Here is a 26,460-nt window from a genome sequence, read left to right as displayed (position 1 = left end):
ACCTAAGAAAAGTACGGGGTCGAATTTGGCCCCGGCTTATGCCCCCCAAGTGTCGCTTAGGCGATAGCCGCCAGGCCATGGGTCATCGGGGTCGAGCATGTGCTGGTGCGTACCCGTAATCCAGCCTCGCCCCGAGATTTCCGGGGTGATCGCCACGCGGCCGTTCAGATCATGCCGCTCTACGATACGGCAGCGAAATTCACTGTTGATGACTGAACGCGCGTGGTAGCGATCGGTCATCGTCATTTCTCCCTTGGCCAGCAAAACCGCCATCCGGGCTGAAGCACCGGTGCCACAAGGTGAACGATCCAGCCTACCCGGTTTGATGGCGACAGTATTTCGTCCGATGAGAATATCGCCCTGACGATCGAGCGGGCCTGCAATCTGGCAAAACGAAATGTGACTCCAGTCTTTAGTGGGGTGATCGAAGCCTAGCTGCTCATTGGCGGCATCGGTGATACGCGCGCCAGTCCTTGCAAGATCAGCTCCTTCATCAGGGGTAAGCTCGAAACCCAAATCGGCGGCATCGACAATTGCAAAACTGTCGCCACCAAACGCGGTATCCACGCGCAACGTCCCGATGCCCTCAACCTCGATCCGGGCATCCAGCTTGTCGACGAAACTTGGTACATTATGCACAAAGATACGTTCGGCCTTGCCATTGCGGCATTCGGCGCGGACGCGGATCAACCCTCCTGGGGCTTCCAATGTCAGATGGGTTTCAGGCTCGTGCATCGGAAGAATGCCACTGTCCAACAGAACCGTTGAGACACAAATCGAGTTGGAGCCTGACATCGGTGGCGTGTCTTCCGGTTCCATGATGATGAACGCTGCATCGGCCTCGGTTTTTTTTGGTGGAACCAGAAGATTCACATGACGAAAGACGCCGCCGCGAGGTTCATTCAGCATGAAATCCCGCAATGTCTGGTCCTCAGCGATAAAGGTCCTTTGGTCCCATATCGTCTCTCCCGGAGGCGGAGCGACACCACCGACGATAACGTCGCCCACTTCGCCTTCAGCATGGGCCGAGATTACATGGATGGTTTTGGAACTGCGCATAAAGCCTCCGAAAAGCCGATGGATAATGCGCAGTCATGCAAAACAGATCCGGTCTGGCAAGCCCTATCGCAGCCGCTGACCCGTCTCGGGATCGAACAGCATCGCACGCTTAGGACGAACCGAAAGCCCGATGCGGTCACCGGTCGTACTGCGTTGGTCCTCCCGTTCTTCCACAATCAGCTTATCGCCATTTGGCGTCAGCAGATAAGAATATGAAACACCACCGAGCGCTTCGGTCAGATCAACTGTGCAGGTGTCACCGTTTCGATCCACCTGAATATGCTCGGGGCGAATACCCAATGTTACTTTCGTCGCTCCTTTGGGAACGCTCTCGGTGACCGGGACATCATCAGTAAGTGCAGGGTGCCGCACCATGCCGTCCACGACATCGCACTCAAGGAAGTTCATTGCAGGAGACCCGATGAAACCCGCCACGAACTTATTGTCGGGGTCGCGATACAGGTCCATAGGGGCTCCCACTTGCTCAATCCGACCGTCGCGCAATACCACAATCTTGTCGGCCATGGTCATCGCCTCAACCTGATCGTGCGTAACATAGATCATCGTCGCGCCGATTTCCTGATGAAGCCGCGCAATTTCAACCCGCATTTCCACGCGAAGTTCTGCATCCAGATTCGAGAGCGGTTCGTCGAACAGGAACACCTCGGGGCCGCGCACAATGGCACGCCCGATCGCGACACGCTGACGCTGACCGCCGGACAACGCTTTGGGTTTGCGTTTCAGATATTGGTCGAGCTTCAGAATATTTGACGCTTCCTGAACCTTCTGATCGATCTCGGCCTTGGCAACACCGTTCATCCGCAGACCAAATCCCATGTTCTCGGCCACGGTCATATGGGGATAGAGCGCATAGGTTTGAAAAACCATCGCCACTCCGCGTTTGGCAGGATCCACATGCGTGACTTCACGTGCGCCGATATGGATTTCCCCGTCCGAGGTTTCTTCCAAACCCGCGATCATCCTCAAAAGCGTGGACTTACCGCAGCCCGAGGGGCCCACGAATACGCAAAACTCACCATCTTCAATCTGCAGATCAATCCCGTGAATGACCTGCGTCTGGCCATACCGTTTGATCGCGCCTTTCAGGGTTACACCTGTCATGTTGCTTGCATCCTATTCTGTTGGCCCTCGGGGAACCGCCACGCCTGTGCTTCTGTGCCGATCTGTTCAGCGACGCGCCGGACGCGCGGCACCCAAGATTGCAATTGCTCGAAATCCATTCGCCCAGTCGATCCTGTCACCGATAGGGCCCCCAACATGCGGCCCCCGTTAGTCAGAATCGGGCAGGCAATGCAGATGATGCCGGGCTCATGCTCTTCATCATCAACTGCGTAACCGCGGCTGCGGATCTTAACGAGATCAGCCCGCAATGCCTTTTCCGAGGCCAAGGTCTTGTCAGTGAACCGATGAAAGCTTTGTTGCGAGATCGTCTTTTCCAACTGTGCCTCGTCCAAATAGGCCATCATCGCTTTGCCAACGCCTGTGCAATAGGCCGGGCCGACCTTGCCGGCCTCAGAATACATCTCAATTGGTCGTTGCGCGTTGCGCTTATCCACATAAAGCACCTGCCCGGAATCAAGTTGCGCCAAGTGCACGGTCTCCCCTGTCTCGGCGCTGAGAGCGTCCAGGAAAGGCCGCGCAATTGGAGCTAACGAGCTATGCGTCCATGCCGAATGTGCCAGTCGCACCAATCGCATACCTGGCGAATAGGTCTGCCGTTCCGGTTCGTAGTGCAGCATGCCCTGATTGGTTAGCGACTGCAGAAAACGGTATAGCGTCGCCTTGGGAAATTCACTGCGTTCCAGCAATTCCCCGAACCGCACCGGGCGTTCGAAGGCCGCGACCTGTTCCAGCACGTCACATGCTTTTCCTATTGTTCCGTCACCTGCCACGGGTGCCTGTTCTCCTCCACTTTCCCTCGGCTTTGGGCACGAGGGTCTTGACAAGAGTAGCCGAGTCGATGTGTAGTTTTCAATATATAAAACAAGGTTTCAATATTTGAGACCAATATGGAAGCTTAAGGGAGGAAACTATGCATTCCATGTTCAAGCGCACAGCGGCTGCTTTGGCTGCCAGTGTGGCACTTGCTGCGCCCGTCGCGGCAGAGCTGACCGGCGAGCTGCGAATCTTCCTCGATACGTCCAACCCGGCGCCGCGCGCGACGATGGAAGCGATGATCGAGCGATTCGCGGCCGAACATCCCGGTCTGGAAATCGAAACCACCGTGATCGACCGTGAGGCCTACAAGACCCAGATTCGCAACTTCCTGACGGCTGACACGCCAGACGTTGCCACCTGGTATGCAGCCAACCGGATGAAGCCTTATGTTGAAGCGGGTCTTTTCGAAGACGTCTCGGACCTGTGGGCTGAACCTGAAATCGCCGACAATCTGGCCTCGACCAAAGGTGCGATGACCATTGATGGCAAACAGTGGGGTGTTCCGTACACCTACTATCAATGGGGCGTTTATTACCGCAAAGATATCTTTGATGAGCTGGGTCTGACCGAGCCGACCACTTGGGAAGAAGAACTGGCCAATTGCCAGAAGATCGTCGATTCCGGCCGCGCCTGTTATACCATCGGCACCAAGTTCCTGTGGACAGCAGGTGGCTGGTTTGACTACCTGAACATGCGCACCAACGGGTTCGACTTTCACAATCAACTCGCAAATGGCGAGATCAGCTGGGAAGACGACCGGGTTAAGCAGACCTTCGCCAACTGGAAACAGCTGATCGACATGGGCGCATTCATTGACAACCACCAGACCTATAGCTGGCAAGAAGCCCTGCCCTTTATGGTCAACGGTGAGGCCGCCGCCTATCTGATGGGTAACTTCGCTGTGGCTCCGCTGCGTGAAGCAGGCCTGACCGACGATCAGTTGGACTTCTATCAGTTTGTCGCCATCAACCCCGATGTTGAACTGGCTGAAGACGCGCCGACCGATACGTTCCATATCCCGGCCAATGCCTCGAACAAGGAAGCCGCGCGTGAGTTCCTGCGTTTCGCAGTCTCTGCGGACGAACAGACCGAAATCAACAACGGTGCAAACCTCGGCCAGTTGCCTGTGAACGCGCAATCTGCAGTGGACGACGACAAGTTCCTGCAGCAGGGCTTTGTCATGCTATCGTCTAACAGCCCCGGCGGTGTTGCACAGTTCTGGGACCGCGACGCACCAGCGGAAATGGCAAAAGTGTCGATGGAAGGCTTCCAGGAATTCATGGTCAAGCCGGACAACGCTGACAAGATTCTGGCCAAGCTGGAACGTGCGCGCGAGCGCATCTACGACAACTAAATCTTGTCCAGGGTCGGGCTGAAGCCCGGCCTACACCTTGCACAATAGTAGGGCGGGCTTCAGCCCGCCTTCACCCACCAGATCCGAGATGCCCATGACCGCTGCCGTTGACGCCCCCGAGCAAGAAAGCTGGTTCCACAGAAACCAACAGCGCATCGCGCCCTGGCTGTTTTTGGCTCCGGGTCTGTTGTTCTTCATGGTCTATGTGATCATCCCGGTCTTTCAGTCTTTCAATCTGTCTCTTTATGAATGGGACGGTTTAGGTGCAGCTGAATATGTCGGCTTTCGAAACTATGAAGATCTGTATTGGGAATGGGTGGACCGCGACGCTTTCTACATCTCGCTCAAGAACAACCTGATCTGGCTGATCCTGTATCTGGCCGCAATCCCTGCAGGCTTGTTTATTGCACTGTTCCTGAACCAGACGGTCTGGGGCATCCGCCTCTACAAGTCTTTGTTCTTCTTTCCCTTCGTCATCTCTCAGGTCGTCGTTGGGCTAGTATTCACATGGTTCTACGACCCAACCTTTGGCCTTCTAAACGAATTCCTAAGCCTCTTTGGCCTCGGTCCACTGAACGTGCTGGGGGATGAGCGCTTCGTAACCTACGGCATCATCTTCGCAGGTCTATGGCCACAAACGGCCTATTGCATGATCCTCTACCTCACCGGCCTTAACGCCGTCGACCCCGAACAGATCGAAGCCGGGCGTCTGGACGGCGCAAAAGGTGGGCGAATGCTGTGGCACATTATTCTGCCGCAGCTGCGCCCGGCAACATTCATCGCATTCGTTGTGACAATCATCGGCGCGCTGCGCAGCTTTGACCTGATCTCGATCATGACACAGGGCGGTCCTTTTGGCTCGTCCCGCGTGCTGGCCTACTACATGTTCGAGGTCGCGCTGTCCGAATACGGCTTCCGCATGGGATATGGCGCAGCTATCGCTGTGATCCTGTTCCTGATTATGCTCTGCTTCATCGCCTACTTCCTGTGGTCGATGTACCGCGAAGAAAGGGGGCACTGAGATGTTTCCCAAACCGATCGAAAAACAACCCCGTGCGGCACAGATCACTTATCAGGCGATGTTGCCTCTGGCACTGCTACTATGGCTGGGGCCCCTTTTGGCGGTCGCACTTTTCTCGGTCAAACCAGCCGCAGACTTCACCAATGCGAATTACTGGGGGATGCCGTCCAGTTTTGAGGGCGCGTTCAACTATGGTCAGGTCTTTTTCAATTCGGATATGCCACGTTACTTGATGAACTCGTTCCTGATCACCGTACCGACGGTAATCGGGGCCGTTGCACTCAGTTGCATGACAGGCTTCGCGCTGGGGATCTACAAATTCAAATCGAACCTCTGGATCTTCTTCATGTTTGTGGCGGGCAATTTCGTACCCTTCCAGATCCTGATGGTCCCTGTGCGCGATCTCACGCTGGAGTTGGGCCTTTACAACACCAAAACAGGGCTTGTGCTATTCCACATCGCCTTCCAGACCGGGTTCTGCACGCTCTTCATGCGCAACTTCATCCGCGCCCTGCCATTCGAACTGATCGAGGCCGCACGGGTCGAGGGCATTAGCGAATGGCGAATCTTCTGGTACGTCGTTCTACCACTGATGAAACCGGCCATCGCCGCACTCAGTGTCCTGATTTTCACCTTCATCTGGAACGACTATTTCTGGGCTGTTGTCCTGACCCAAGGGGCCGAAAGCCAGCCCGTGACAGCCGGGATCACCAGCTTCAACGCGCAATTTCGCGCTGCTTATCAGTTGATGAGTGCCGGTTCTATAGTGGCAGCCCTGCCGCCGGTTGCCATGTTCTTCCTGATGCAGAAACACTTCATCGCGGGCCTGACCCTCGGTGCCGTAAAATAACGTCAAACCAGAGGTTTACCTCATGACCAAGATCACCTTTGTAGGTGCAGGTTCCACGATCTTCATGCAGAACATCGTGGGCGACGCCCTGCTCACCCCTGCCCTTGCAGACAGCCACTTTGCGCTGATGGATATCGATCCGGTGCGCTTGGCCGAAAGCGAAGCTGTGGCCAAGGCCATGATCCGCTCAGTCGGCACGGGTGCAACCGTCTCAACCCACACGGATCGTCGCGCGGCGCTGGACGGCGCAGATTTCGTGATCACTGCCTTTCAGGTTGGCGGGTATGAGCCTTGCACGGTGACAGATTTTGAAATCCCAAAACAATATGGCCTGCGTCAGACTATCGCCGATACGCTGGGTGTTGGTGGCATTATGCGCGGCCTGCGCACTGTGCCCGTTCTGTGGGGCGTCGCGCAGGACATGATGCAGTTGTGCCCCAACGCAACGCTGCTGCAATATGTGAATCCGATGGCCATCAACACCTGGTCTCTGGCTGAGCGCTTCCCTAATCTGAAACATGTCGGCCTGTGCCATTCTGTCCAGAACACGGTCGAAGAACTGGCGCATGATCTAGACCTGCCCAAGACGGACTTTCGCTACAAAGTTGCCGGTATCAATCACGTCGCGTTCTTCCTCAAGCTCGAGCATGAAGGCCGCGATCTGTATCCGGCTTTGCGTCAGGGCTATCGCGCCGGGCATTTACCCAAGCCTCCGCTGCTAATGCCGCGCTGTCCAAACAAAGTCCGGTACGAAGTGATGGACCATCTTGGATACTTCTGCACCGAAAGTTCCGAGCATTTTGCAGAATACGTTCCTTGGTTCATCAAAGACGGTCGCAATGACCTGATCGAACAGTTCAGCATACCGCTGGACGAATACCCGACCCGCTGTGTCGAGCAGGTGGCCAATTGGAAGGAACAGGCCAAGACCCTGACAGATGGTCGGAACATTGAAGTAACCCGAAGCCATGAATTCGCCGCCGACCTTATGAACGCAATCGTGACAGACACGCCGTACACAGCTTACGGCAACCTGCCAAATACGGGTCAGATTCCGCAACTACCCCTAGGTGCAGCGGTTGAAACGCCGTGTCTGGTTGACTCGAATGGCGTCCAACCTTCCGTGGTCACGGATATCCCGCCACAACTGATCGCGTTGATGCGGACCCAGATCAACGTACAAGAGCTAACGGTTCGCGCGCTGACCGAAGAAAACCCCGAATACATCTATCACGCCGCAATGATGGATCCCCATACTGCGGCCGAGCTGGATCTGCGCCAAATTCGCAGCCTCGTCACCGATCTGCTTTCTGCCCATGGCGATTGGCTGCCAGATTGGTGCCGTCCTGCCCGCGCAGCTTGATCTTCGTCTTCTCAAAAAACACTCAATTCCAACGCCAGACAGACAGAGCCAATAATGACCAAGAAACGCCGTTCACAGCATTGGTACGGAAAACTCGATAAGGACGGGTTCATTCACCGGTCCTGGATGAAAAACCAGGGCTTTCCGGATCACGCTTTTGACGGGCGCGCCATCATCGGCATCTGTAACACATGGTCGGAACTGACGCCCTGCAATTCGGGCCTTCGTGATCTGGCCGAAGGCGTGAAACGAGGCGTGTGGGAGGCAGGCGGCTTTCCAGTGGAATTCCCCGTTATGTCGCTGGGCGAGACCCAGATGAAACCCACCGCCATGCTGTTTCGCAACCTGCTGGCGATGGATGTCGAGGAATCGATCCGCGCCTATGGTATCGACGGCGTTGTCCTGCTGGGTGGATGCGACAAGACCACCCCGGGGCAGCTGATGGGCGCAGCCTCGGTCGATTTGCCGTCCATCGTGGTTAGCTCTGGCCCGATGCTGAACGGCAAATACCGGGGTCAGGATATCGGCTCGGGCACAGATGTCTGGAAGTTTTCCGAGGCTGTTCGTGCCGGAGAAATGACACTTCAGGATTTCATGAACGCTGAATCAGGCATGTCGCGTAGCGCGGGTGTGTGCATGACTATGGGCACCGCTAGTACCATGGCCTCATTGGTTGAGGCGATGGGCATGTCGCTGCCCACCAACGCTGCCCTGCCTGCCGTTGATGCCCGCCGCATGGCACTGGCGCATCTGACCGGCAAGCGCATTGTCGAGATGGTGGACGAGGACCTCAAGCCATCAGATATCCTGACCAGGGAGGCGTTTGAGAATGCCATCCTCGCCAATGCGGCCGTCGGAGGATCGACAAACGCAGTGGTCCACCTGTTGGCACTTGCAGGTCGCGTGGGTGTCGACTTGACGTTGAAAGACTTTGAAATCGGATCGGAAATCCCCCTGCTGGTCAATTGCATGCCTTCTGGCAAATACCTGATGGAGGATTTCTGTTATGCAGGCGGTGTGCCAGTGGTTCTGAGCGAACTCAGACCTTTCCTGCGCCCGGCAAGAACAGTTCTGAACAAGGACATCTCGGCCCACTGTGAAGGGGCTGAGTGTTTCAACACAGACGTCATCCGCCCATTTGACGATCCGATAAAACCCGCCGCAGGCCTGCGGGTTCTGCGCGGCAATCTTGCGCCCAACGGTGCCATCGTGAAGCCTTCGGCGGCCACAGATGCACTGCTGGAAACCGAGGCCGAAGCATACGTTTTTGAGAGCATCGAAGATCTGAAAGCCAATATTGACCGCGACGACTTACCAGTAACACCTGAGACCATTCTGGTCCTCAAAGGTTGTGGGCCCAAGGGCTATCCAGGGATGCCCGAGGTTGGGAACATGCCGATCCCGGCCAAGCTGGTCAAAGACGGCGTACGCGACATGATCCGGATCTCGGACGCGCGTATGTCTGGTACTGCATTCGGGACAGTTATCCTGCATGTCAGCCCTGAGGCTCAGGCCGGTGGTACGTTGGCGCTGGTCAAAACCGGTGACCGTATTCGCGTGTCCGCCAGCAAGGGCGAGCTGCAGCTGCTGGTCGACGAAAAGGAACTGGACGCCCGCCGCGCCCTGTGGCAACCGGACGATCCGCATTACTCGCGCGGGTATGCGAAGCTTTATATCGACCACGTGTTGCAGGCTGATCGCGGCGCGGACCTTGATTTCCTTGTGGGCAAAGACACGCGCTTAGTGACGAGAGAGAGCCACTGATGGATCAACCTGCTACATTTCAAGACCTCAACGGAGCCTCTGTTTATATCACCGGCGGCGGTTCGGGCGTTGGTGCAGCGTTGACTGACGGGTTCATGGCCCAAGGGGCTAAAGTTGCCTTTATCGGTCGGTCAGATGCCGGTGAATTTGTCGAACAGATGCGTGACAAGCACGGCCGCGCCCCCTTGTTTTTGCAGGGTGACATGACCGATACCGAGCTGTTGCACGCCACCATGGCCAAAGCAGCTGAAGCCCATGGCCCGATCAAAGTGCTGGTCAACAACGCTGCGAATGACAAGCGGCACTCACTTGAAGAAACTACAACCGAGTTCTGGGACTGGATGATCGAAGTCAACCTAAAGGCCTACTATTTTGCCTGTCAGGAAGCCGCGCGACAGATGAAGGACAAAGGCGGTTCGATCATCAATTTCAGTTCGATCAGTTACCTGATGGGGAACGCAGGTTATCCAATCTATACCAGTTCAAATGCGGCGATCACCGGCATGACACGCTCGTTGGCGCGTGAACTTGGGCCACATAAAATTCGCGTCAACGCGCTGGCACCGGGATGGGTTCTGACACAGAAACAGCTGGACATGTGGGCCACACCCGAAGATCTGGCTGCGCATATGGATCGCCAGAGCCTGAAAGAGCATCTGACGCCCGAAGACATGATAGCACCAACCCTGTTTCTGGCTTCAAGCGCAAGCCGTGCAATGACCGGGCAGTGCATGGTGGTTGACGGCGGCGTGGTAGGAACGGGGTGATGCTATGAATGTCGAGTGGATCGCTGTTGACTGGGGAACATCTCATCTGCGGGCATGGGCCATGCAAGGTGATAGCGTTTTGGCACAGGCCGCGTCGTCAGATGGTATGTCCCGCACAACCGGCGGAGGTTTTCAGGCAGCCTTGCTGGCTTTGATCGAAGATTGGCTGCCCGGGCAACCGGTAGATGTGATCGCCTGCGGAATGGTTGGGGCACGGCAAGGTTGGGTCGAGGCCCCGTATTCAGCTGTTCCGTCCGAACCAATCCCGGTCGTACCATTCCGTGTTCCAAACACCGATCCGCGCATTCGGGCCTTCGTTGTCCCTGGGCTGAAACAGCCCAGCCCTCCCGATGTGATGCGCGGCGAAGAGACTCAGATCGCGGGGTTCCTCAGCACGCATCAGAATTGGGACGGTGTGATTTGCCTGCCCGGCACGCATACAAAATGGGCCCAGATCAGTGCGGGTGAGGTCGTTAGTTTCCGAACCTTCATGACCGGTGAGTTGTTTGATCTGCTGCGCGGGCAATCCGTTCTGCAGCATTCAATTGACGAGGGCTGGGACGACGCGAGTTTTTCTGAAGCGGTTGCCGACATGCTGTCGAAACCCGAGCAGCTGGCAGCGCGCCTATTCGGGCTACGGGCTGCTGATTTGCTGCACGGTCAAAACAAGAGCGTTGCACGCGCCCGTCTTTCAGGGTTCCTGATTGGCGCCGAGCTTGCCGCATCGCGACCCTATTGGCTGGGCCAGCAATTGGCGATCATCGGCTCGGAAAGCTTATCCAACGCCTACGCAACCGCCCTGCAGCAACAAGGTGCCATGGTCGAAACCGCAGACGCCACAATCGCAACACTTGCGGGTCTGTCGCAGGCCCGAACATTAACGAGGCAAACCGCATGAGCCGCCCCATCATTGCCATCCTGCGTGGGCTGCCCCCTGACGAGGCAATACCCGTCGGTCACGCCCTGTTGGAAGCGGGCATAGACCGGATTGAGGTTCCGTTGAATTCTCCCGATCCGCTGGAAAGTATCCGAGTTCTCGCCTCGGAAATCGGGGACCGCGCGCTTATTGGGGCGGGTACCGTATTGACCCCCGATCAGGTTGACGCGGTTGCCGATGTCGGGGGCAAACTGATCGTTTCGCCAAATTGCGATGTGTCAGTGATCCAACGCTCTGTCGCACTTGGGCTGCAAAGCTGGCCGGGTGTGTTCACCCCGACCGAGGCCTTCGCTGCGCTCCAGGCCGGGGCTACGGGGTTAAAACTTTTCCCCGGTTCGCTTGCCGGTCTTGCAGGGTTGGCTGCGCTGCGCCCTGTTTTGCCGCCGGGTGCTCAGGTCTTTGCGGTGGGCGGTGCGGGCCCCGAGAACTTTGGAGCCTGGATCGAGGCCAGCGCCGACGGCTTCGGAATTGGATCTGCGCTCTATAAGCCCGGAATGGCAGTTGGAGAAATAGCAAACCGTGCCCGGCAAATCGTTGCTGCCTATGATGAGGCCGTTGGATGAGTCAGGTCTATGACGACCGCCCCTGCGAATTGGGCGAGGGGCCATTGTGGCACCCTAAACGGCAACAGCTTTTCTGGTTCGATATCATCGGCAAGCGATTGATGACGCGAGAAAATGAACAAGCGCATAGCTGGGCGTTCGATGAACATGTCTCAGCCGCAGGATGGGTAGACCGTGACACTTTGCTGATCGCGTCGGAAACCGGCCTGTGGCGATTTGGGCTTGAGAGTCGAGCCAAAGATTTGATCGCCCCGCTTGAGGTCGACAATCTGGTGACTCGATCCAATGATGGGCGCGCCGATCCTTGGGGCGGGTTCTGGATTGGCACCATGGGCAAACAGGCAGAAGTAGGCGCAGGTTCGATCTATCGCTATTGGAATGGCGAGCTACGGCCATTGGTCCGAGATATCACCATCTCAAATGCAATTTGCTTTGCGCCGGACCAATCCTGCGCCTATTACAGCGATACCGCCACCAAGCTGGTCATGCGTTGGGAACTGGACGCGCAGACAGGCTGGCCCATAGAAAAAGCGGCGGTCTTCCTTGACCTGCAAAGCGAAGATCTGAACCCGGACGGTGCCGTGGTTGATCACGACGGAAACATCTGGATCGCCCAATGGGGTGCCAGCCGGGTTGCAGCCTATACGCCCGGCGGTCAATTCCTGAGAGCGGTTGGTTTCGATGCCAAACACACTTCGTGCCCGAGTTTTGGTGGTGATGACCTGACTACACTGTTCTGCACCACCGCCCGCCAAGGGCTGGACGCGGACACTCTTGTAAGAACGCCGACGAATGGCATGACACTCACCGCGCCAAATGTGGCGCAAGGTCAAGCTGAACACAGAGTTATACTATGAAGCCGGAACTTGGCGTTTGCTATTACCCTGAACACTGGCCCGAAGAAAACTGGGCTCAGGACGCCGCGCGCATGGTCGAGACTGGCTTGAAATGGGTCAGGATCGGCGAATTCGCCTGGAGCCGAATGGAACCCACTGCTGGAGACCTGCAATTCGACTGGTTGGATCGCGCGATTGAAACCTTGGGTGCGGCAGGGCTGAAGATTGTGCTGGGCACCCCGACGGCAACACCTCCGCGATGGATGCTGGACAAGCATCCCGACATGCTGGCTGTGGATGTTGATGGCAATCTACGCAAGTTCGGCTCACGCAGACATTATTGCTTTAGTCACACCGGCTATATCGACGAATGCAAGCGGATCACGAAGATCATGGGTCAGCGCTATGGCCGCAACCCGCATATCGCTGCTTGGCAAATCGATAACGAATATGGCTGTCACGATACGACGCTCAGCTATAGTGCTGCGGCGTTGTATGCTTTTCACCGCTGGCTGGCGAACCGATACAACTCGATCGACGCGTTGAACGATGCCTGGGGGAATGTGTTCTGGTCGATGGAATATAACAGCTTCGATCAGATCGAGCTGCCGAACCAGACCGTGACCGAGCCCAACCCGGCACACGTCTTGGCGTTTCGCAGGTTCAGTTCGGATCAAGTGGTGGCGTTCAACAAGGCCCAGGTCGATGCGCTGCGGCCGCTAACGGATCAACCATTGCTGCACAATTACATGGGGCGTGTGCTGGAATTCGATCATTTCGATGTAGGCAGGGATTTGGACATCGCGACGTGGGACAGCTATCCGATTGGCTTCCTGTCGGATCGGTTGGAAGTGGACGAGCCGCACAAGACTGCATTTCTGCAGCAGGGTGATCCGGACATGCAGGCCTTTCACCACGACCTATACCGCGCCGTCGGTCGAGGCCGTTGGTGGGTCATGGAACAGCAACCCGGTCCAGTGAACTGGGCCCCCTACAACCCGGCACCCCTGCCCGGCATGGTGCGCCTCTGGTCGCTTGAGGCGGTGGCCCATGGGGCCGAAGTGGTCAGCTATTTCCGCTGGCGGCAAGCGCCATTTGGGCAGGAACAGATGCATGCCGGTCTACTTACCCCGCATGGCGACGAAGCACCCGGTTTGGCCGAGGCGCGTCAGACCGCCGATGATCTGGCCGCGATAGGCACGGTTCAGCCTATCCATGCGCAGGTTGCTATCGTCTTCGATTATGCATCTGACTGGGCCTGGACAACGCAGCCTCAGGGCGCGGGGTTCGATTATTTCCGGCTCGTATTCTCTGCCTACCGCGCGCTGCGGCGCGCTGGGTTGTCGGTGGATTTCGTGCCTCAGGACGAGGTCGGCAAGGAGCACTATAATCTGATCCTAGCACCGGGCCTGGCTGCCCTAGGCGATCTTGAACAAAGGCTAATACAAGGGTGTGATCTTGCTGTTCTGGGACCGCGCAGCGGGGCAATCACCGCAGATTTTCAGATCCCTGATTCGGGGCGCCCAGGTCTTGATGGCCTCAGCAGCTATGTCGATCTGATCGAAACTTTGCCACCTGGCGTAACCCGTATTGTCGAAGAGGGCGGGGCTGCGGAACATTGGGTTGAGCGCTTGTCAGGCTCCGCGCAAAAATTGCTTTCTTTCGCAGATGGCACTGCGGCGTTGCATGGCGGTGCCGGTCTTTGGTATTTGGCGGGGTTCCCCGATGAGGCCCTTTGGGATCGCGTCATAGCCATGGCGGCCCAGAAAACGGATCTGGCGCTCCATCCGATGCCCGAAGGGCTGCGGCGGCGCGAGACGCAGTCGCACGAAGTGCTGATCAACTATAATGCGCATTCAGTGACATGGGACGGCCAGCAGGTCGAGGGATGTGATGTCCTGTTCAGGACGCGCGGTTCATATAAACGTTAATCTAGATGCCGCTAACATAACCTGTTAGATGGCGTGACGCTGGTCATGGCTCCAACAGGTTGCGACAATGAAATATACCCGTTCTGACTTTCCCAATGGCTTTCTGTTTGGTGCGGCTTCCCCTGCAGAACCGGCAACTGGGCTAGACATGCACCGCTTTACAGTTCGTTGGCAGCACATCATGCCAGACGGTCGCATTCCTGATGCAAGCGCATTGGATCAGTGCGAGCAGCGGATTGATCAGCTTTTGGCACACAGCATTCGGCCATGCATCGTGCTGGATCACAACGATATCCCCCCAGCGCTGGAGGATATCGGCGGGTGGCGCAATCGAGTAATGGCCGACTATTTTGCAGCGTTTTCTGAGGTAATCGTCGCCCGGATGGGTGATCGGATATTCAACATCTCTACCTTGAACCCGTCCGTCGGAATCGAACGCGACCCTCGCACCAATGCCCGCAGCCTGCACCATCAATTGCTTGCACACGGCGCGGCGCGTCAGGAAATGCGGAGCTATGGGATGGCCAATCTGGGTGTAGAGGTCGATCCGCTCATCCTTGATACGATAACCAACGGGCAATACTCGCAGTCTTTGCTGGATCGATTGGCCAGCCACTTTCCCGAAAATTGGCGGGATGATTTTTCCATCATCGCCGAGCCGATTGATTGGTGCAGCGTAGTCGTGAAAGAAGGCACCGATATAGTTGCGCTGATGCGCAGCGCGCATGAGCTATCTCTGCCTTCTTTCGTGACTATAGCCGCCGATACGGGATCTGACCTGGCGCAGATTCTGGAGGCGGTACATGAAGCGCTTGAACCCGGCACGTTGGTACAGGGCATATTCGTTCAGTCCGGAACTGACATCGGGGCGCTGCAAACAATCCAAGCAAGTGATGCCCACCCGGCCCCATGGGTTCGACCCAAGGGAGGGCTACACGCCCATTGGAATCTGGTGGCCGATATTGGCGGAACCAACACAAGACTGGGTGTCGTGACCGAGGGGGAGTTAACCGATCTTCGCAAACATCCCACCGGCGCCGTAAGTGATCTGCAAGACGCATTGCACAGCCTCTGCGACGAGGTCGGAACACAGCCGCGCGCGGTCGTCGCTGCCGGGGCTGGTCCGGTTCAGGACGGCACCATTCGCCTGACCAATGCCAATCTTGATCTTTCCGAAGACGCTCTGGCCCGAGCAACCGGCGCGCACCATACCTATGTCATCAATGATTTCACTGCTGCCGCATGGTCAGTCGCCGAGATTACCGAGAATGATGTTGAGGTATTGCAGGGCTCAGCCGCTCCACCACTGGGGACACGGCTAGTTGTCGGGCCGGGAACCGGGCTGGGCGTGGGCGCCCTGCTCTACTCTGAAGGACATTTTCACACCGTTTCCGGCGAGGGCGGCCATGTTGGATTGTCCCCGCGCCATCTTGACGAGGTCGAGGTTTTCCGCGCAGCGCGCAAGATCATACCCGAGTGCTTTTTTGACGATACGCTCACCATCGAGGCCGAGATGTTCCTGAGCGGAACTGGCCTACCGGTTCTCTATCAGGCGATCGGAATGGCCGAAGGTCAGGCCAACGGCATGATACGTTCGGCAAAAGACATTCTGCAGGATGCTCAGGACGGCTCGGATGCCTGCGCTGTTAAGGCGGCGCGAATGTTCACCGAGCATCTGGGCGCCATAATGGGCGATCTTGCTGTTGCTCTTATCCCCTTCGGAGGTGTGTTTCTTGTTGGCGGGGTGGCCGAAAAGAACCGCTGGCTGTTTGGTCAGGATTTTCTGCGTGCCTTCAACGCAGGAGGTCGGTTTGATGAACTGCGGCGATCAATGAACCTGTATGTGTCGGAGCAGAATGAGTTTGGCATTGTTGGCGCTAACAATTTCTGTAAGAATGCCTTGGCACGGTAATTTGGCCGTGCATTTTTAGGCAGATCGAAGGGTAGCGGAATGATCCTGTGCTGTGGAGAAGCTCTGATCGATATGATCGCCGAACCAACGGTTTCTGGCAGCAAAGGGTTTGTCCCACATTCCGGCGGCGCGATCTTCAATACAGCAATTGCACTGGGTCGTCTGGGCATACAAACGGGGCTGCTGTCAGGGCTATCTACCGACATGTTCGGAGAGCAGTTGATCGCCGCCTTGCAGATCAGCCATGTCGCGACCTCGCACGTTATCCGCTCGGACCGTCCTACGACACTTGCATTCGTGCAGTTGAGGGATGGGCACGCCACATACAGTTTTGTCGATGAGAATACGGCGGGCCGGATGCTGCGGCCCGAAGACATGCCGGATCAACTACCGGGCGTTTCCGCACTGTATTTCGGAGGGATCAGCCTGGCTTGCGAACCATGCGCTGATGCGTACGCGGCCGCACTTGATCGTCATGGCGCGGATCATGCAGTGATGTTGGATCCCAATATTCGACCCAGCTTTATCAAGGATCAGACGCGATACCGGACCCGCTTGAACCGTATGATCGCAAAGACCGACATCATTAAAGTTTCCGATGAAGACCTTGATTGGATTATACCGGGCCCCGAAAGCCATGCCGAGAAAATTCCACTGCTGCTTCGTGCAGGACCAGCGATCGCAATCGTGACCAAAGGGGGGGATGGCGCGACAGGCTATCTTTCTGATGGAACGGACGTTTCCGTGCCCGTCCAGAAGGTTAAGGTCGTGGATACTGTTGGTGCTGGCGATACGTTCAACGCAGGTGTGCTGGCTGCGCTAAGCCAAACCGGTCATCTCAACAAGCCCGCCTTGCGTACTTTGCCCACAAGCAGTCTTCGCGACGCGCTTGAATACGGTGCAAAGGTCGCTGCCGTCACCGTATCCCGAGCGGGGGCAAACCCGCCTTGGGCACAGGAGCTCTGAAGGTATACAGACCGATGCCGTGTTCAAGCTAAGTTAGCAGCAAGGTCCAACGCCGCGTTCTTAATCGCAGCTGAAACAAAAGGCCCCCGAGATTGCTCGGGGGCCGCTATGTTACCACAGTATCGGAAAGACCGATCAGCTGCGGCCTTTCCATGGCACCAGCCAATTCTCGGCCTTGCGCATCAGGATATCGATTCCATATCCGATCACCCCGATAAGGACGATCCCCATGATGACAATGTCGGTCAGCTGGAATTTGGATGCGGCGATGATCATCATGCCGGCGCCCTTTTGTGCGGCAACCAGTTCAGCCGCAACAACAGTTCCCCAACAGACACCCATGGCCACACGTGCACCGGTGAAAATCTCGGGCAGCGAGTTGGGCACGATCACATGGCGCATGATCTGCCATTTCGACGCCCCCAGAGAATACGCTGCGTGGATTTTCGAGATGTTCACACCGGACACACCAGCCCGCGCGGCGATGGTCATGATCCAAAGGGCCGCAAGGAACAGCAGAACGATCTTGCCGGTCTCCCAGATGCCGAACCAGATGATCACCAGTGGGATCAGCGCAAGTGGCGGCACCGGTCGCATGAACTCGACAATCGGATCGAACCAGCCTCGGAACCAACCGGATAGGCCCATTGCATAACCCAGCGGAATCCCCACAAGCGCACCTGCGATAAACCCAGCAATCACGCGCAACAGCGACCAGCCCAGATGCTCCCAAAGCGAGAAGTTCTGGTAGCCTTCATTCGCAATCTCAAAGAACCGGGCCACAACGGTTTCAGGGGCTGGAAGCCAGATGGGGTTCATCTGCAAGCCCTGTTTGGGGGTGAAACTGATCGCCCCTTTCCCGGTCAGCGTTACGGTACCATCGCCTGTATCAACCTTTTGGCCTTCACCTATAGGTGTGCCGTTGATCGCGACGATCTTTGCACCCTCATTACGTTTAGCATCATCGTTCTTGTCGAACAGGATCGTCGATGAGCGGCCCGCAGCAGCAGCAACCGCATCGTCTTTGGCAAATCCGCTGCCGGGCTCGACCTCGAATTTTTCTGCTTCCTCACCGAAGGCTGGAACACGAACAAAAATCGTGGCTTCATCCGTGCTGCCATCCGCGTTTTCGAGCGTATAGGTGAATTGCGTATCACCCACAAATGGGCCCGGCACATGGATCGGAAACAACTTCGAGCCGGTGAAAGCCGCCCAGATTACAAAGATCACGAGAACCGAGATTATCGATGCAGCCCTATCCGCTCGTACGGCACTTTCGTCGCCGAAAGTCACAGTTTTCAAGCTTGTGAAATCCTGACGCGATTGCAAACCGCGGCGTAACGCGTAGACGATAAAAAACGCGCCACCGAACAGGCCGATATAGAAGAGAAGTACAATCATGATGCCTGCTCCGTCCGACCCATAATTTCTTCTTCCATCTCCCAGATCATCGAGAGGATCTCATCGCGCTTTTCCGCAAAACCTTCGGATTTCTTCACATCACGCAGATCGGCATTCACACCGCGTTCAGCAAAAGGCAGATTGTATTCGCGGTGAATGCGCCCCGGTCTGGGGGCCATGACAATCAGACGCTCACCCAGCAACAAGGCCTCTTCGACCGAGTGGGTGATCAGGATGATCGTCTTGCCTGTTTCTTTCCAAAGCTTCAGGACAAGGCCCTGCATTTTCTCACGGGTCAGCGCATCCAAAGCACCCAGCGGTTCGTCCATCAGGATGACGTCCGGCTCGTTTGCCAGGCACCGCGCCAACGCAACACGCTGCTGCATCCCGCCCGATAGTTCATAAACCGCCTTGTCCTTGAAATCCTGAAGCCCGACGACCTCAAGCAGATGGTCTGAAATCTGGTCACGCTCGGCTTTGGGCATGCCTTTCATGCGCGGGCCAAACTCGACATTTTCCCGCACATTCATCCATTCGAACAATGCGCCCTTCTGAAACACCATCCCGCGTTCAGCATCAGGGCCTTTGACCAGATGGCCGTTCAATTCAATCTTGCCAGATGTCGGCGCCAGAAATCCTGCAACGATGTTCAGCAACGTCGTTTTACCACAGCCCGACGGGCCAAGGACAGACATCAGCTCACCCTCTTTAAGGCTGAGTGAAACATCTTGTAGGGCCTGTACTGAGGAGCCGTTGGGTAAGTCAAAGCGCATGGACAATTCTACGATGTCCAGTTCAGGCATCCTGCCTCCTTCCTGCTTTCATAGCTGTCGACCGGCCCGAAACCGGGGCCGGTCGCATGAAATGTCTTGCGTGATTAGTTATTCGCAGCTGTCAGCGGGCCTGCATTAACGGCACCATCATACGAATCCAGAGCGGATTCGATGCTGCCTGCCGACACGAACACGTTTGCAACACCCTGCATGAAGTCTTGCGCGCCACCTCCCAGCCACTTCTCGGACAGCTGGTCTTCAACTGACGGGAAGGTGAAAGTCGCGATTGTGGCTTCAGCGTCTGCAGGATCCATACCAGCATCCTTTGCAATCACCGGCAGCATTTCATCTTTGCTGTCGCCTGCGTTCCACTTGGCGTTGGCATCTGCGGTAACCTTAAGGAACTTCGACAGAAGCTCGGGCTCTTCTTCGATGAAGCTTGCCGGAGCGCTAGTGACGTCGAACACCAGGATACCGATCTCTTCTTTTTCAGCACCGGTCAGCAGAATGTTGCCATGCTCGGTCATACGACGAAGCGCGCCACCCCAGCCGCAAACCATGTCGAGGTTGCCCTGCGCAAATGCCGCGGCGCCATCGGCCGGAGCCATGTCAACAATTTCCATTGAACCGATGTCGACACCAAAGTGAGACATTTGCGACAGGAAACCGTAATGCGCAGCTGTACCGATCGGAACACCGACCTTCTTGCCGTTCAGTTCACCCGCGTTGCCCTTGTCGATTTCAAGCGCTTCGGCAACAACGCAGTTGTCGTTGTCTGAATAGCTAACCGCCACATCGACGATCTGGATGTCCTGACCGGCCGAAGTGGTTACCACAAACGGTGGCACCCCTTGGCTGACCGCGATCTGTACATCACCCGAGGCCATCGCAGCTGACATGGCGGTACCGGTGTCGAAAGACACCCAGTTGATCTTGACGCCCAGTTCTTCTTCGTAGGTTCCGTTTGCTTTCGCATACTGGAACGGCATCGGCCATTCGAGGAAATAAGCAACCGTCAGTTCATCAAGCGCGGCGGCCTGTGAAGCGGTGACGGCCGCAATCCCGGCATATGCTGTTGTGAGCAGATATTTCTTGATCATTTTGACTATTTTCTCCCTGCTGGTTCCACTTGTCGGCTCTTGAAACGTCCGAACTCTGGAACAGTAGAAAAACCATAGTCCCTACGCGTTGAATTAGTAAATCAAAATACTGGTTGCGTAAAAAGCGAAACTTTGTTTCGCTTTTGACTGATAATTCGCTGGTTTGGGAGCCCCCGATGACAAAGAAAGCACTCAGTCTCAGGTGGCTGGAGGTCTTCCAACTTATTTCCAAGTTGGGTTCAATCCAAAAGGTGTCAGCTGAAACCGGTTTGTCAATCAGTACGGTCTCCAATCATTTGCGCAGTCTTGAAAAGGCGCTGGATGTGGATTTGGTGGACCACAGCCGCAGACCCATGGGTCTGACACCCGCAGGCACGGTGTTCTCACGACATGTGCATGACGGCCTGATCGCCTTGAAACGGGGCGAGGCCGAGCTTCGCTCGGGCAGTTGGCAACATGCAACAGATTTGCGTCTGGGCCTGATTGACGATTTTGACAGCCGGGTCGCGCCAGAACTCTTCCGTCATCTCTCTGCAAGCCTGCCGCGGTGCAATTTTCGCCACTTTACCCGCCCCAGCCATGAGATTCTTGACAAACTGCAGTCTCAAAAGCTGGATGCAGGCGTTGCGACCCGACCTCCTGAGCACTTTGAGGGGTTAATCGAATTCCCGCTACTTCGAGATCCGTTTATCGTCATTCTTCCGCCTGCATATGACGGACCGGTCGAGGAACTGACCAAATCAGACAGTCCGCTTCCGCTTTTACGATATTCGCGTGATCACACCATAGGCAGACTCATCGAAATTCAGCTAACCCGCAGCAAGATTAACCTACCCAACCGGTTCGAACTTGAATGTAATCAGTCAATTATCGGACTTGTCGCCGGGGGCAGTGGTTGGACGATCACGACTGCCGCCAGCTACTATCGCGCACGGCGATTCCACAAAGATACACGCGCATTACCTTTCCCGGGCAAAAGCTTTGCGCGTACCGTATCGTTGTTCACGACCAATATCTATCCGTCGACAACCACACGACTGATCCACAACACACTGCAAAACCTGATCCGTCGTCATGTGACCGAGCCTATGAATTCGCGGTTTCCGTGGTTGAATGACGACTTTCGAACCATTCCCGCACCCCCCGAATGAGCAACCAGGTAATCTGAGCGCAATATCGAAGTTATTTTCCGGCTTTTTCGAAACCGGGTACAGTGCGCTTGACCGACGCGCCCCATCCGCTGTGATTAGGCCTGACCTTGCGGCTTGAATACAGGCGGCATTCTAAACCCAGAAACCTACCCAGCGGCACATGTTGGCAAGACCTACCGGTCTTGAACCATGTGCCGGGCCCAGATCAGGACAGCTTGATGCATCTTTCCCGTTTTCCCCGTGTTTTTCTTGCCCATCTGCCAACACCGCTTGAACGGATGGATCGTATGTCCGAGGCTCTGGGAATCGATCTGTGGATCAAGCGAGACGACTGCACCGGCATGTCGACGGGTGGCAACAAGACCCGCAAACTAGAGTTTCTGTTCGGCGAAGCGCTCGAACAAGGCGCAGACATGGTGATGACGCAAGGGGCAACGCAATCGAACCATGCGCGTCAAACCGCTGCATTCGCTGCCCGGCTGGGTTTGAAATGTCATATCCTACTGGAAGACCGCACCAGCTATAACAACGCCAACTACAACAACAATGGCAATGTCCTGCTGGATCATCTGCATGGCGCAACCACCGAGAAGTTTCCCGGCGGCCACGACATGCCCGCCGAGATGGAGCGTTCGGCCGCGAAGAAGCGTGAAGAAGGTCACAACGTCTATGTTATTCCGGGCGGAGGCTCGAACTCGACCGGAGCGCTTGGCTATGTGAACTGCGCGCTAGAGCTTGTGAGCCAAGCCAATAACGCCGGTCTCAAAATCGATCGCGTGGTGCATGCGACGGGCTCCTCGGGCACGCAAGCCGGGCTGGTCACCGGGCTTTGCGCCATGAATACGGGCATTCCGGTTCTTGGTATTGGCACCCGCGCGCCGCAGCCCAAGCAAGAGCAGATGGTCTATGATCTAGCCTGCAACACGGCTGAGAAATTGGGTTGCCCAGACGTGGTGCAGCGCGAGGATGTGATGGCCAATACCGACTATGTAGGCGACGGCTACGGCTTGCCGACCGAAAGCGGCATTGAGGCGATCCGCATGTTTGCCGAACTGGAAGGCATTCTGCTCGACCCGGTCTATTCCGCCAAAGGGGCCGCCGGTCTAATCGATCTGGCGCGCAAAGGCTCGTTCAAGGATGAGCGTGTGGTGTTCTTGCATACCGGAGGCTCGGTTGGCCTGTTCGGTTATGATTTCGCTTTCGATCACACCGACCGCTGGGTCAATCTGTAAATCACGGTGATAAGTTCCAGCAAGCAGGTCTTCGCATGAAACCCCGCGTCACCGGCATATTGGGCGGAATGGGCCCCGAGGCGACAATTCTGTTGCAGCAGCGCGTGTTATCCACGGTACAGGCGGCGGATGATGCCGATCACCTGCCACTACTGATTGACATGAACCCACAGGTGCCTTCCCGCATCTCGCACCTGATCGAGGGCAACGGGTCTGATCCCGGGCCGGTTCTGGCCGATATGGCGAGAAGATTGGAGCAATCAGGGGCAACCGCGCTTGCGATGCCGTGTAACACCGCACACCACTATGCGGCGCAGATAGAGGACGCCGTCTCGATCCCCTTTCTGAACATGGTAGACCTGTCCGTGGATCAAGCGGCGCAACTCCTGCCTTCTGGCAGCCAGGTCGGAATTCTTGCCTCCCCAGCGCTGCGAAAGGTCGGAATTTTTGACGCCCCCCTGAACCGCGCCGGATTTACCGCAATCTGGCCCGAGGATGAAGATAGGATGCTCGGCACGATCCGCCACATCAAATCTGAAGGGCCAACCGGCGCTGCACTCAGCACACTTTCCGACGCTGCTAACGCCCTTTCGGGCCGGGGTGCCGCGCTTTTGTTTGTGGCCTGCTCCGAATTCTCTCTGCTCACCCGCGACTTGCCCAAAAGCGTTCCGATCATCGACACCGTCGATATTCTGGCAGGCGCTATCCACTCCCACTCTCTGACGCGTTGAGGTTTCCCATGGCCGTCTCTTATCTGAAAACCGCCCTGCCCCGCCCCGATGCAGAAAATTCGGATATCCGCGATATCGTCGCAATCATGCTCTCCAATATCGAGCGCGAGGGCGAAGAGGCCGTTCGGCGCTATGCCGGAACGCTCGATGGCTGGACGGGAGAGTTCGTGTTGACTGATGAAGCGCGCAAAGCCGCATGTGACCGCGTGCCTGAACAGGTCAAAGACGACATCCGCTTTGCCCATGCCAATATCCGTCGATTTGCCGAAGCGCAGATGACCACGGTGAGCGAATGCGAGATCGAGGTGATGCCCGGCCTGATCGCAGGTCAGAAACAGATCCCGATCTCGAGCGCGGGATGTTACGTTCCTGGTGGTCGGTATAGCCATATCGCAAGTGCGTTGATGACGATTACCACGGCAAAGGTGGCTGGGGTGTCCCACATCACGGCGGTCTCGCCACCGCGTCCCGGTGCGGGCATCCCTGATGCAATAGTTTATGCGATGGACCTTAGCGGTGCAGATCTGATCCTGAATCTGGGCGGAGTTCAGGGGATTGCTGCGATGGCCCATGGCTTTTTTGGTGCGCGGCCAGCTGATATTCTTGTCGGTCCGGGAAACTCCTATGTCGCCGAGGCGAAACGGATGCTGTTTGGTAAGGTTGGCATCGACATGTTTGCAGGTCCAACCGATACCTTGGTCATTGCCGATCACACAGCATCGATCGAGACCGTCGCCTGGGATTTGGTGAGCCAAGCCGAGCACGGCGTCGATAGCCCTGTCTGGCTGGTCAGCACTGATAAAGCTCTGGCCCAGGGCGTTATCGCACGCGCCGATGCCCTGATCGAAAGTCTTCCCGAGCCGAACGCTAGTGCAGCGCGCACGGCATGGCGCGACCGGGCCGAGATCATTCTTTGCGACAGCCGCGACGAGGCTGCCAGGGTCGCCAACAACTACGCGCCCGAACATCTGCAGGTGATCGCCGAGGACCTGGATTGGTGGCTGGACCAACTGACCACCTATGGATCGCTGTTTCTGGGTGCCGAAACAACAGTGCCCTTCGGCGACAAGACGTCCGGGCCAAATCATGTTTTGCCAACAAGCGGAGCGGCCCGATATACCGGCGGTCTGTCAGTGCATAAATTCACCAAAACGGTGACTTGGCAGCGCTGCACAGCGCAAGCCTCGCACGAGCTTGCTGAACGCACTGCTAGGATCAGTCGGATGGAAGGCATGGAAGGCCACGCACGCGCGGCAGAGATGCGATTGTCTAAAGTGTGCTAAATCTGGCCCAAGGATCCTGTTGATTGGTCAGATTCACCGCATCACGAACGGATCGGGGATCGGATCGTCGCTTGTGCGCAACCAGACCGATTTGACCCGTGTGTAATCAAGCGCCGCCTGCAGGCCCCCTTCGCGCCCGTGGCCCGACAGTCCATGACCTCCGAATGGAGCAATCGGGCTGACCGCGCGATATGTGTTAACCCAGACAATGCCAGCCCGAATTCTGCGGATCATTCGATGTGCGCGGGTCAAGTCTTTGGTAAAGACACCCGACGCCAGCCCAAACGCGGTGTTGTTGGCTATTTGTACCGCCTCCGCTTCGGTCCCGAAACTGACGACCGAGAGGATCGGACCAAAGGCTTCGCGCGTCAGACAGGGCGCATCAGGCGCGTCCGTACAATCAATGATTGTCGGTGGAAAATAGTGCCCCTCACGGTCCAAAGGTTGCCCACCCGCTATCACGGTAGCCCCTGCCGAGACGGAAGCAGCAACCAGATCTGCAGCAGTCACAAGCTGAGCCTGAGTGCACAGCGGGCCAACCTCGGTCTTTAGGTCATCGGGCGCCCCGATCACGATCTCACCCGCTTTTTCGGTGAGCCGGGCCAGAAACTCATCTTTGATCTTGTCAGAGATTACCAATCGCGATCCCGCCACGCAGCTTTGCCCGGTCGCAGCAAAGATCCCCGAGACCTGCGCGTTCACAGCACTTTCGATATCGGCATCTTCGAACACGATGAACGGGGATTTTCCGCCCAGTTCCAACGAAGTCGAAGCGAGGTTTTCAGCCGAGTTGCGCACGATATGGCGCGCGGTTTCCGGGCCGCCTGTAAAGGCAACATGATCGACATCCGGGTGACTGGTCAGAACGGCGCCGCATTCCGGCCCGAAGCCGGTGATGACGTTCAGAACTCCGGGCGGGAAGCCTGCCTGATCGAAAATACGCGCGAATTCCAGCATCGGGGCCGGACCATCTTCGGATGCTTTCAGAACGACTGTGCAACCGGCGGCAAGCGCCGGGCCAATCTTGACCGCAGACAGGAACAGTTGCGAATTCCACGGCACTATGGCGGCCACCACACCAACTGGTTCGCGGCGCAGCCAAACCTCCATGTCGGGCTTGTCGATCGGCAGGTGCGCCCCTTCGATTTTGTCCGCCAATCCGGCATAGTAACGGTAGTAGTCCGCGACATAGGCGATCTGAGCAGAGGTTTCGCGAATGATCTTGCCGGTATCGCGCGTTTCAAGCTCGGCTAAGGTCTGAGCATTTTCGGCGACCAGATCGGCCAACCGGTACAACAGTTTACCACGAGCCGTTGCTGTCATGGTCGCCCATTCGGGGGCATTCAGCGCAGAACACGCAGCCTCAACCGCGGCGTTCACATCATGTGTTCGGGCCTCAGGCATTTTCGCCCAAACGGTGCCCGTCGCGGGATCAAGGCTGTCGAACTGCGCGGTCCCATCCGAAAACGTGCCGCCGATATAGTGCTGAAACTGCCGCATTTTCTCT

The 26,460-nt window shown here is 56.7% G+C and carries 23 protein-coding genes; 16 read left to right on the top strand and 7 right to left on the bottom strand.

The genetic code is table 11. The annotated features are described in order from the left end of the window. Positions 1–36: 36 nt before the first annotated feature. From ACR0BI_RS10860 to ACR0BI_RS10850, 3 genes are all read right to left on the bottom strand, one after another. Positions 37–1,059 (bottom strand): trans-3-hydroxy-L-proline dehydratase, encoded by a 1,023-nt coding sequence (locus ACR0BI_RS10860; RefSeq protein ID WP_480562030.1) that lies wholly within the window; start codon positions 1,057–1,059, stop codon positions 37–39. A 63-nt stretch (positions 1,060–1,122) separates the two neighbouring features. Next, positions 1,123–2,181, bottom strand: a complete 1,059-nt coding sequence (locus ACR0BI_RS10855; protein WP_170611664.1) for a sn-glycerol-3-phosphate ABC transporter ATP-binding protein UgpC — start codon at positions 2,179–2,181, stop codon at positions 1,123–1,125. Beyond that, on the bottom strand, positions 2,178–2,972 hold the full coding sequence (locus ACR0BI_RS10850) for an IclR family transcriptional regulator (RefSeq protein WP_170394450.1): 795 nt from the start codon (positions 2,970–2,972) through the stop codon (positions 2,178–2,180). The genes ACR0BI_RS10855 and ACR0BI_RS10850 overlap by 4 nt, the downstream gene beginning before the upstream one ends. A 140-nt stretch (positions 2,973–3,112) precedes the next feature. Between ACR0BI_RS10850 and ACR0BI_RS10845 the strand changes: the two genes are divergently transcribed. The 12 genes from ACR0BI_RS10845 to ACR0BI_RS10790 all read left to right on the top strand — a co-directional run bounded on the left by ACR0BI_RS10845 (position 3,113) and on the right by ACR0BI_RS10790 (position 17,282). Beyond that, the gene (locus tag ACR0BI_RS10845; protein WP_170394448.1) at positions 3,113–4,372 is read left to right on the top strand and encodes an ABC transporter substrate-binding protein; all 1,260 of its coding nucleotides are present in this window, start codon (positions 3,113–3,115) and stop codon (positions 4,370–4,372) included. 94 nt (positions 4,373–4,466) lie between these two features. Then, positions 4,467–5,393: a carbohydrate ABC transporter permease gene (locus tag ACR0BI_RS10840; protein WP_170394445.1), complete on the top strand. Its 927-nt coding sequence runs from the start codon at positions 4,467–4,469 to the stop codon at positions 5,391–5,393. A gap of 1 nt (position 5,394) precedes the next feature. Next, complete coding sequence (locus ACR0BI_RS10835; protein WP_170394442.1) at positions 5,395–6,243, top strand: carbohydrate ABC transporter permease; 849 nt, start codon at positions 5,395–5,397, stop codon at positions 6,241–6,243. A 22-nt stretch (positions 6,244–6,265) separates the two neighbouring features. Further along, on the top strand, positions 6,266–7,606 hold the full coding sequence (gene melA / locus ACR0BI_RS10830; protein ID WP_170394439.1) for an alpha-glucosidase/alpha-galactosidase: 1,341 nt from the start codon (positions 6,266–6,268) through the stop codon (positions 7,604–7,606). A gap of 54 nt (positions 7,607–7,660) precedes the next feature. Next, positions 7,661–9,370, top strand: a complete 1,710-nt coding sequence (locus tag ACR0BI_RS10825; RefSeq protein ID WP_480562032.1) for an IlvD/Edd family dehydratase — start codon at positions 7,661–7,663, stop codon at positions 9,368–9,370. Then, a complete protein-coding gene (locus ACR0BI_RS10820; protein ID WP_170394433.1) occupies positions 9,370–10,137 on the top strand; it encodes an SDR family oxidoreductase in 768 nt (255 codons plus the stop codon). The genes ACR0BI_RS10825 and ACR0BI_RS10820 overlap by 1 nt, the downstream gene beginning before the upstream one ends. Before the next feature lie 4 nt (positions 10,138–10,141). Then, on the top strand, positions 10,142–11,035 hold the full coding sequence (locus tag ACR0BI_RS10815) for a 2-dehydro-3-deoxygalactonokinase (protein WP_170625529.1): 894 nt from the start codon (positions 10,142–10,144) through the stop codon (positions 11,033–11,035). Continuing rightward, entirely contained in the window at positions 11,032–11,637 is a 606-nt protein-coding gene (locus ACR0BI_RS10810; RefSeq protein WP_170735907.1) for a 2-dehydro-3-deoxy-6-phosphogalactonate aldolase, read from the top strand. The genes ACR0BI_RS10815 and ACR0BI_RS10810 overlap by 4 nt, the downstream gene beginning before the upstream one ends. Further along, positions 11,634–12,494: an SMP-30/gluconolactonase/LRE family protein gene (locus tag ACR0BI_RS10805; protein ID WP_170735909.1), complete on the top strand. Its 861-nt coding sequence runs from the start codon at positions 11,634–11,636 to the stop codon at positions 12,492–12,494. The genes ACR0BI_RS10810 and ACR0BI_RS10805 overlap by 4 nt, the downstream gene beginning before the upstream one ends. Beyond that, entirely contained in the window at positions 12,491–14,404 is a 1,914-nt protein-coding gene (locus tag ACR0BI_RS10800; protein ID WP_480562035.1) for a beta-galactosidase, read from the top strand. Before ACR0BI_RS10805 ends, ACR0BI_RS10800 begins: the two co-directional genes overlap by 4 nt. 67 nt (positions 14,405–14,471) lie before the next feature. Continuing rightward, positions 14,472–16,316, top strand: a complete 1,845-nt coding sequence (locus ACR0BI_RS10795) for a family 1 glycosylhydrolase (protein ID WP_480562037.1) — start codon at positions 14,472–14,474, stop codon at positions 16,314–16,316. 39 nt (positions 16,317–16,355) lie between these two features. Further along, positions 16,356–17,282 (top strand): carbohydrate kinase family protein, encoded by a 927-nt coding sequence (locus ACR0BI_RS10790; RefSeq protein ID WP_170422864.1) that lies wholly within the window; start codon positions 16,356–16,358, stop codon positions 17,280–17,282. Between the two features lie 135 nt (positions 17,283–17,417). Here the strand turns inward: ACR0BI_RS10790 and ACR0BI_RS10785 are convergent, their stop codons facing one another. The 3 genes from ACR0BI_RS10785 to ACR0BI_RS10775 form a co-directional block, all read right to left on the bottom strand. Beyond that, the gene (locus tag ACR0BI_RS10785) at positions 17,418–18,683 is read right to left on the bottom strand and encodes an ABC transporter permease (protein ID WP_170394412.1); all 1,266 of its coding nucleotides are present in this window, start codon (positions 18,681–18,683) and stop codon (positions 17,418–17,420) included. Further along, entirely contained in the window at positions 18,680–19,486 is an 807-nt protein-coding gene (locus ACR0BI_RS10780; RefSeq protein ID WP_170394409.1) for a taurine ABC transporter ATP-binding protein, read from the bottom strand. Before ACR0BI_RS10780 ends, ACR0BI_RS10785 begins: the two co-directional genes overlap by 4 nt. A gap of 74 nt (positions 19,487–19,560) precedes the next feature. Continuing rightward, positions 19,561–20,556 carry a taurine ABC transporter substrate-binding protein gene (locus ACR0BI_RS10775; RefSeq protein ID WP_170394406.1) on the bottom strand — a complete coding sequence of 332 codons (996 nt, stop codon included), beginning with the start codon at positions 20,554–20,556 and terminating at the stop codon, positions 19,561–19,563. A 176-nt stretch (positions 20,557–20,732) separates the two neighbouring features. Here ACR0BI_RS10775 and ACR0BI_RS10770 point away from each other — a divergent pair, with 176 nt between their 5' ends. The 4 genes from ACR0BI_RS10770 (at position 20,733) to hisD (ending at position 24,953) form a co-directional block, all read left to right on the top strand. Beyond that, a complete protein-coding gene (locus tag ACR0BI_RS10770) occupies positions 20,733–21,707 on the top strand; it encodes a LysR family transcriptional regulator (protein WP_170394403.1) in 975 nt (324 codons plus the stop codon). Positions 21,708–21,925: 218 nt separating this feature from the next. Beyond that, complete coding sequence (cuyA, locus tag ACR0BI_RS10765) at positions 21,926–22,939, top strand: D-cysteate sulfo-lyase (protein WP_480562039.1); 1,014 nt, start codon at positions 21,926–21,928, stop codon at positions 22,937–22,939. Between the two features lie 35 nt (positions 22,940–22,974). After that, positions 22,975–23,670: a cysteate racemase gene (gene cuyB, locus ACR0BI_RS10760; protein WP_480562041.1), complete on the top strand. Its 696-nt coding sequence runs from the start codon at positions 22,975–22,977 to the stop codon at positions 23,668–23,670. An 8-nt stretch (positions 23,671–23,678) separates the two neighbouring features. Further along, positions 23,679–24,953 carry a histidinol dehydrogenase gene (hisD, locus tag ACR0BI_RS10755; protein ID WP_170625537.1) on the top strand — a complete coding sequence of 425 codons (1,275 nt, stop codon included), beginning with the start codon at positions 23,679–23,681 and terminating at the stop codon, positions 24,951–24,953. Positions 24,954–24,986: 33 nt separating this feature from the next. On the opposite strand, the gene ACR0BI_RS10750 is transcribed toward hisD, so the two are convergent. Beyond that, positions 24,987–26,453, bottom strand: coding sequence for an aldehyde dehydrogenase (locus tag ACR0BI_RS10750; RefSeq protein ID WP_480562043.1), 1,467 nt, complete (start codon positions 26,451–26,453; stop codon positions 24,987–24,989). Positions 26,454–26,460 lie beyond the last annotated feature (7 nt).

Source organism: Ruegeria sp. E5, from assembly GCF_056534105.1.
This window is presented reverse-complemented; position numbering and strand designations above follow the sequence as displayed.

Coding starts and splice junctions, on each gene's coding strand:
- ACR0BI_RS10860 (WP_480562030.1), bottom strand. CDS start 1,059: ATGCGCAGTTCCAAAACCATCCATGTAATCTCGGCCCATGCTGAAGGC.
- ACR0BI_RS10855 (WP_170611664.1), bottom strand. CDS start 2,181: ATGACAGGTGTAACCCTGAAAGGCGCGATCAAACGGTATGGCCAGACG.
- ACR0BI_RS10845 (WP_170394448.1), top strand. CDS start 3,113: ATGCATTCCATGTTCAAGCGCACAGCGGCTGCTTTGGCTGCCAGTGTG.
- ACR0BI_RS10840 (WP_170394445.1), top strand. CDS start 4,467: ATGACCGCTGCCGTTGACGCCCCCGAGCAAGAAAGCTGGTTCCACAGA.
- ACR0BI_RS10835 (WP_170394442.1), top strand. CDS start 5,395: ATGTTTCCCAAACCGATCGAAAAACAACCCCGTGCGGCACAGATCACT.
- melA (WP_170394439.1), top strand. CDS start 6,266: ATGACCAAGATCACCTTTGTAGGTGCAGGTTCCACGATCTTCATGCAG.
- ACR0BI_RS10825 (WP_480562032.1), top strand. CDS start 7,661: ATGACCAAGAAACGCCGTTCACAGCATTGGTACGGAAAACTCGATAAG.
- ACR0BI_RS10820 (WP_170394433.1), top strand. CDS start 9,370: ATGGATCAACCTGCTACATTTCAAGACCTCAACGGAGCCTCTGTTTAT.
- ACR0BI_RS10815 (WP_170625529.1), top strand. CDS start 10,142: ATGAATGTCGAGTGGATCGCTGTTGACTGGGGAACATCTCATCTGCGG.
- ACR0BI_RS10810 (WP_170735907.1), top strand. CDS start 11,032: ATGAGCCGCCCCATCATTGCCATCCTGCGTGGGCTGCCCCCTGACGAG.
- ACR0BI_RS10805 (WP_170735909.1), top strand. CDS start 11,634: ATGAGTCAGGTCTATGACGACCGCCCCTGCGAATTGGGCGAGGGGCCA.
- ACR0BI_RS10800 (WP_480562035.1), top strand. CDS start 12,491: ATGAAGCCGGAACTTGGCGTTTGCTATTACCCTGAACACTGGCCCGAA.
- ACR0BI_RS10795 (WP_480562037.1), top strand. CDS start 14,472: ATGAAATATACCCGTTCTGACTTTCCCAATGGCTTTCTGTTTGGTGCG.
- ACR0BI_RS10790 (WP_170422864.1), top strand. CDS start 16,356: ATGATCCTGTGCTGTGGAGAAGCTCTGATCGATATGATCGCCGAACCA.
- ACR0BI_RS10785 (WP_170394412.1), bottom strand. CDS start 18,683: ATGATTGTACTTCTCTTCTATATCGGCCTGTTCGGTGGCGCGTTTTTT.
- ACR0BI_RS10780 (WP_170394409.1), bottom strand. CDS start 19,486: ATGCCTGAACTGGACATCGTAGAATTGTCCATGCGCTTTGACTTACCC.
- ACR0BI_RS10775 (WP_170394406.1), bottom strand. CDS start 20,556: ATGATCAAGAAATATCTGCTCACAACAGCATATGCCGGGATTGCGGCC.
- ACR0BI_RS10770 (WP_170394403.1), top strand. CDS start 20,733: ATGACAAAGAAAGCACTCAGTCTCAGGTGGCTGGAGGTCTTCCAACTT.
- cuyA (WP_480562039.1), top strand. CDS start 21,926: ATGCATCTTTCCCGTTTTCCCCGTGTTTTTCTTGCCCATCTGCCAACA.
- cuyB (WP_480562041.1), top strand. CDS start 22,975: ATGAAACCCCGCGTCACCGGCATATTGGGCGGAATGGGCCCCGAGGCG.
- hisD (WP_170625537.1), top strand. CDS start 23,679: ATGGCCGTCTCTTATCTGAAAACCGCCCTGCCCCGCCCCGATGCAGAA.
- ACR0BI_RS10750 (WP_480562043.1), bottom strand. CDS start 26,453: ATGCGGCAGTTTCAGCACTATATCGGCGGCACGTTTTCGGATGGGACC.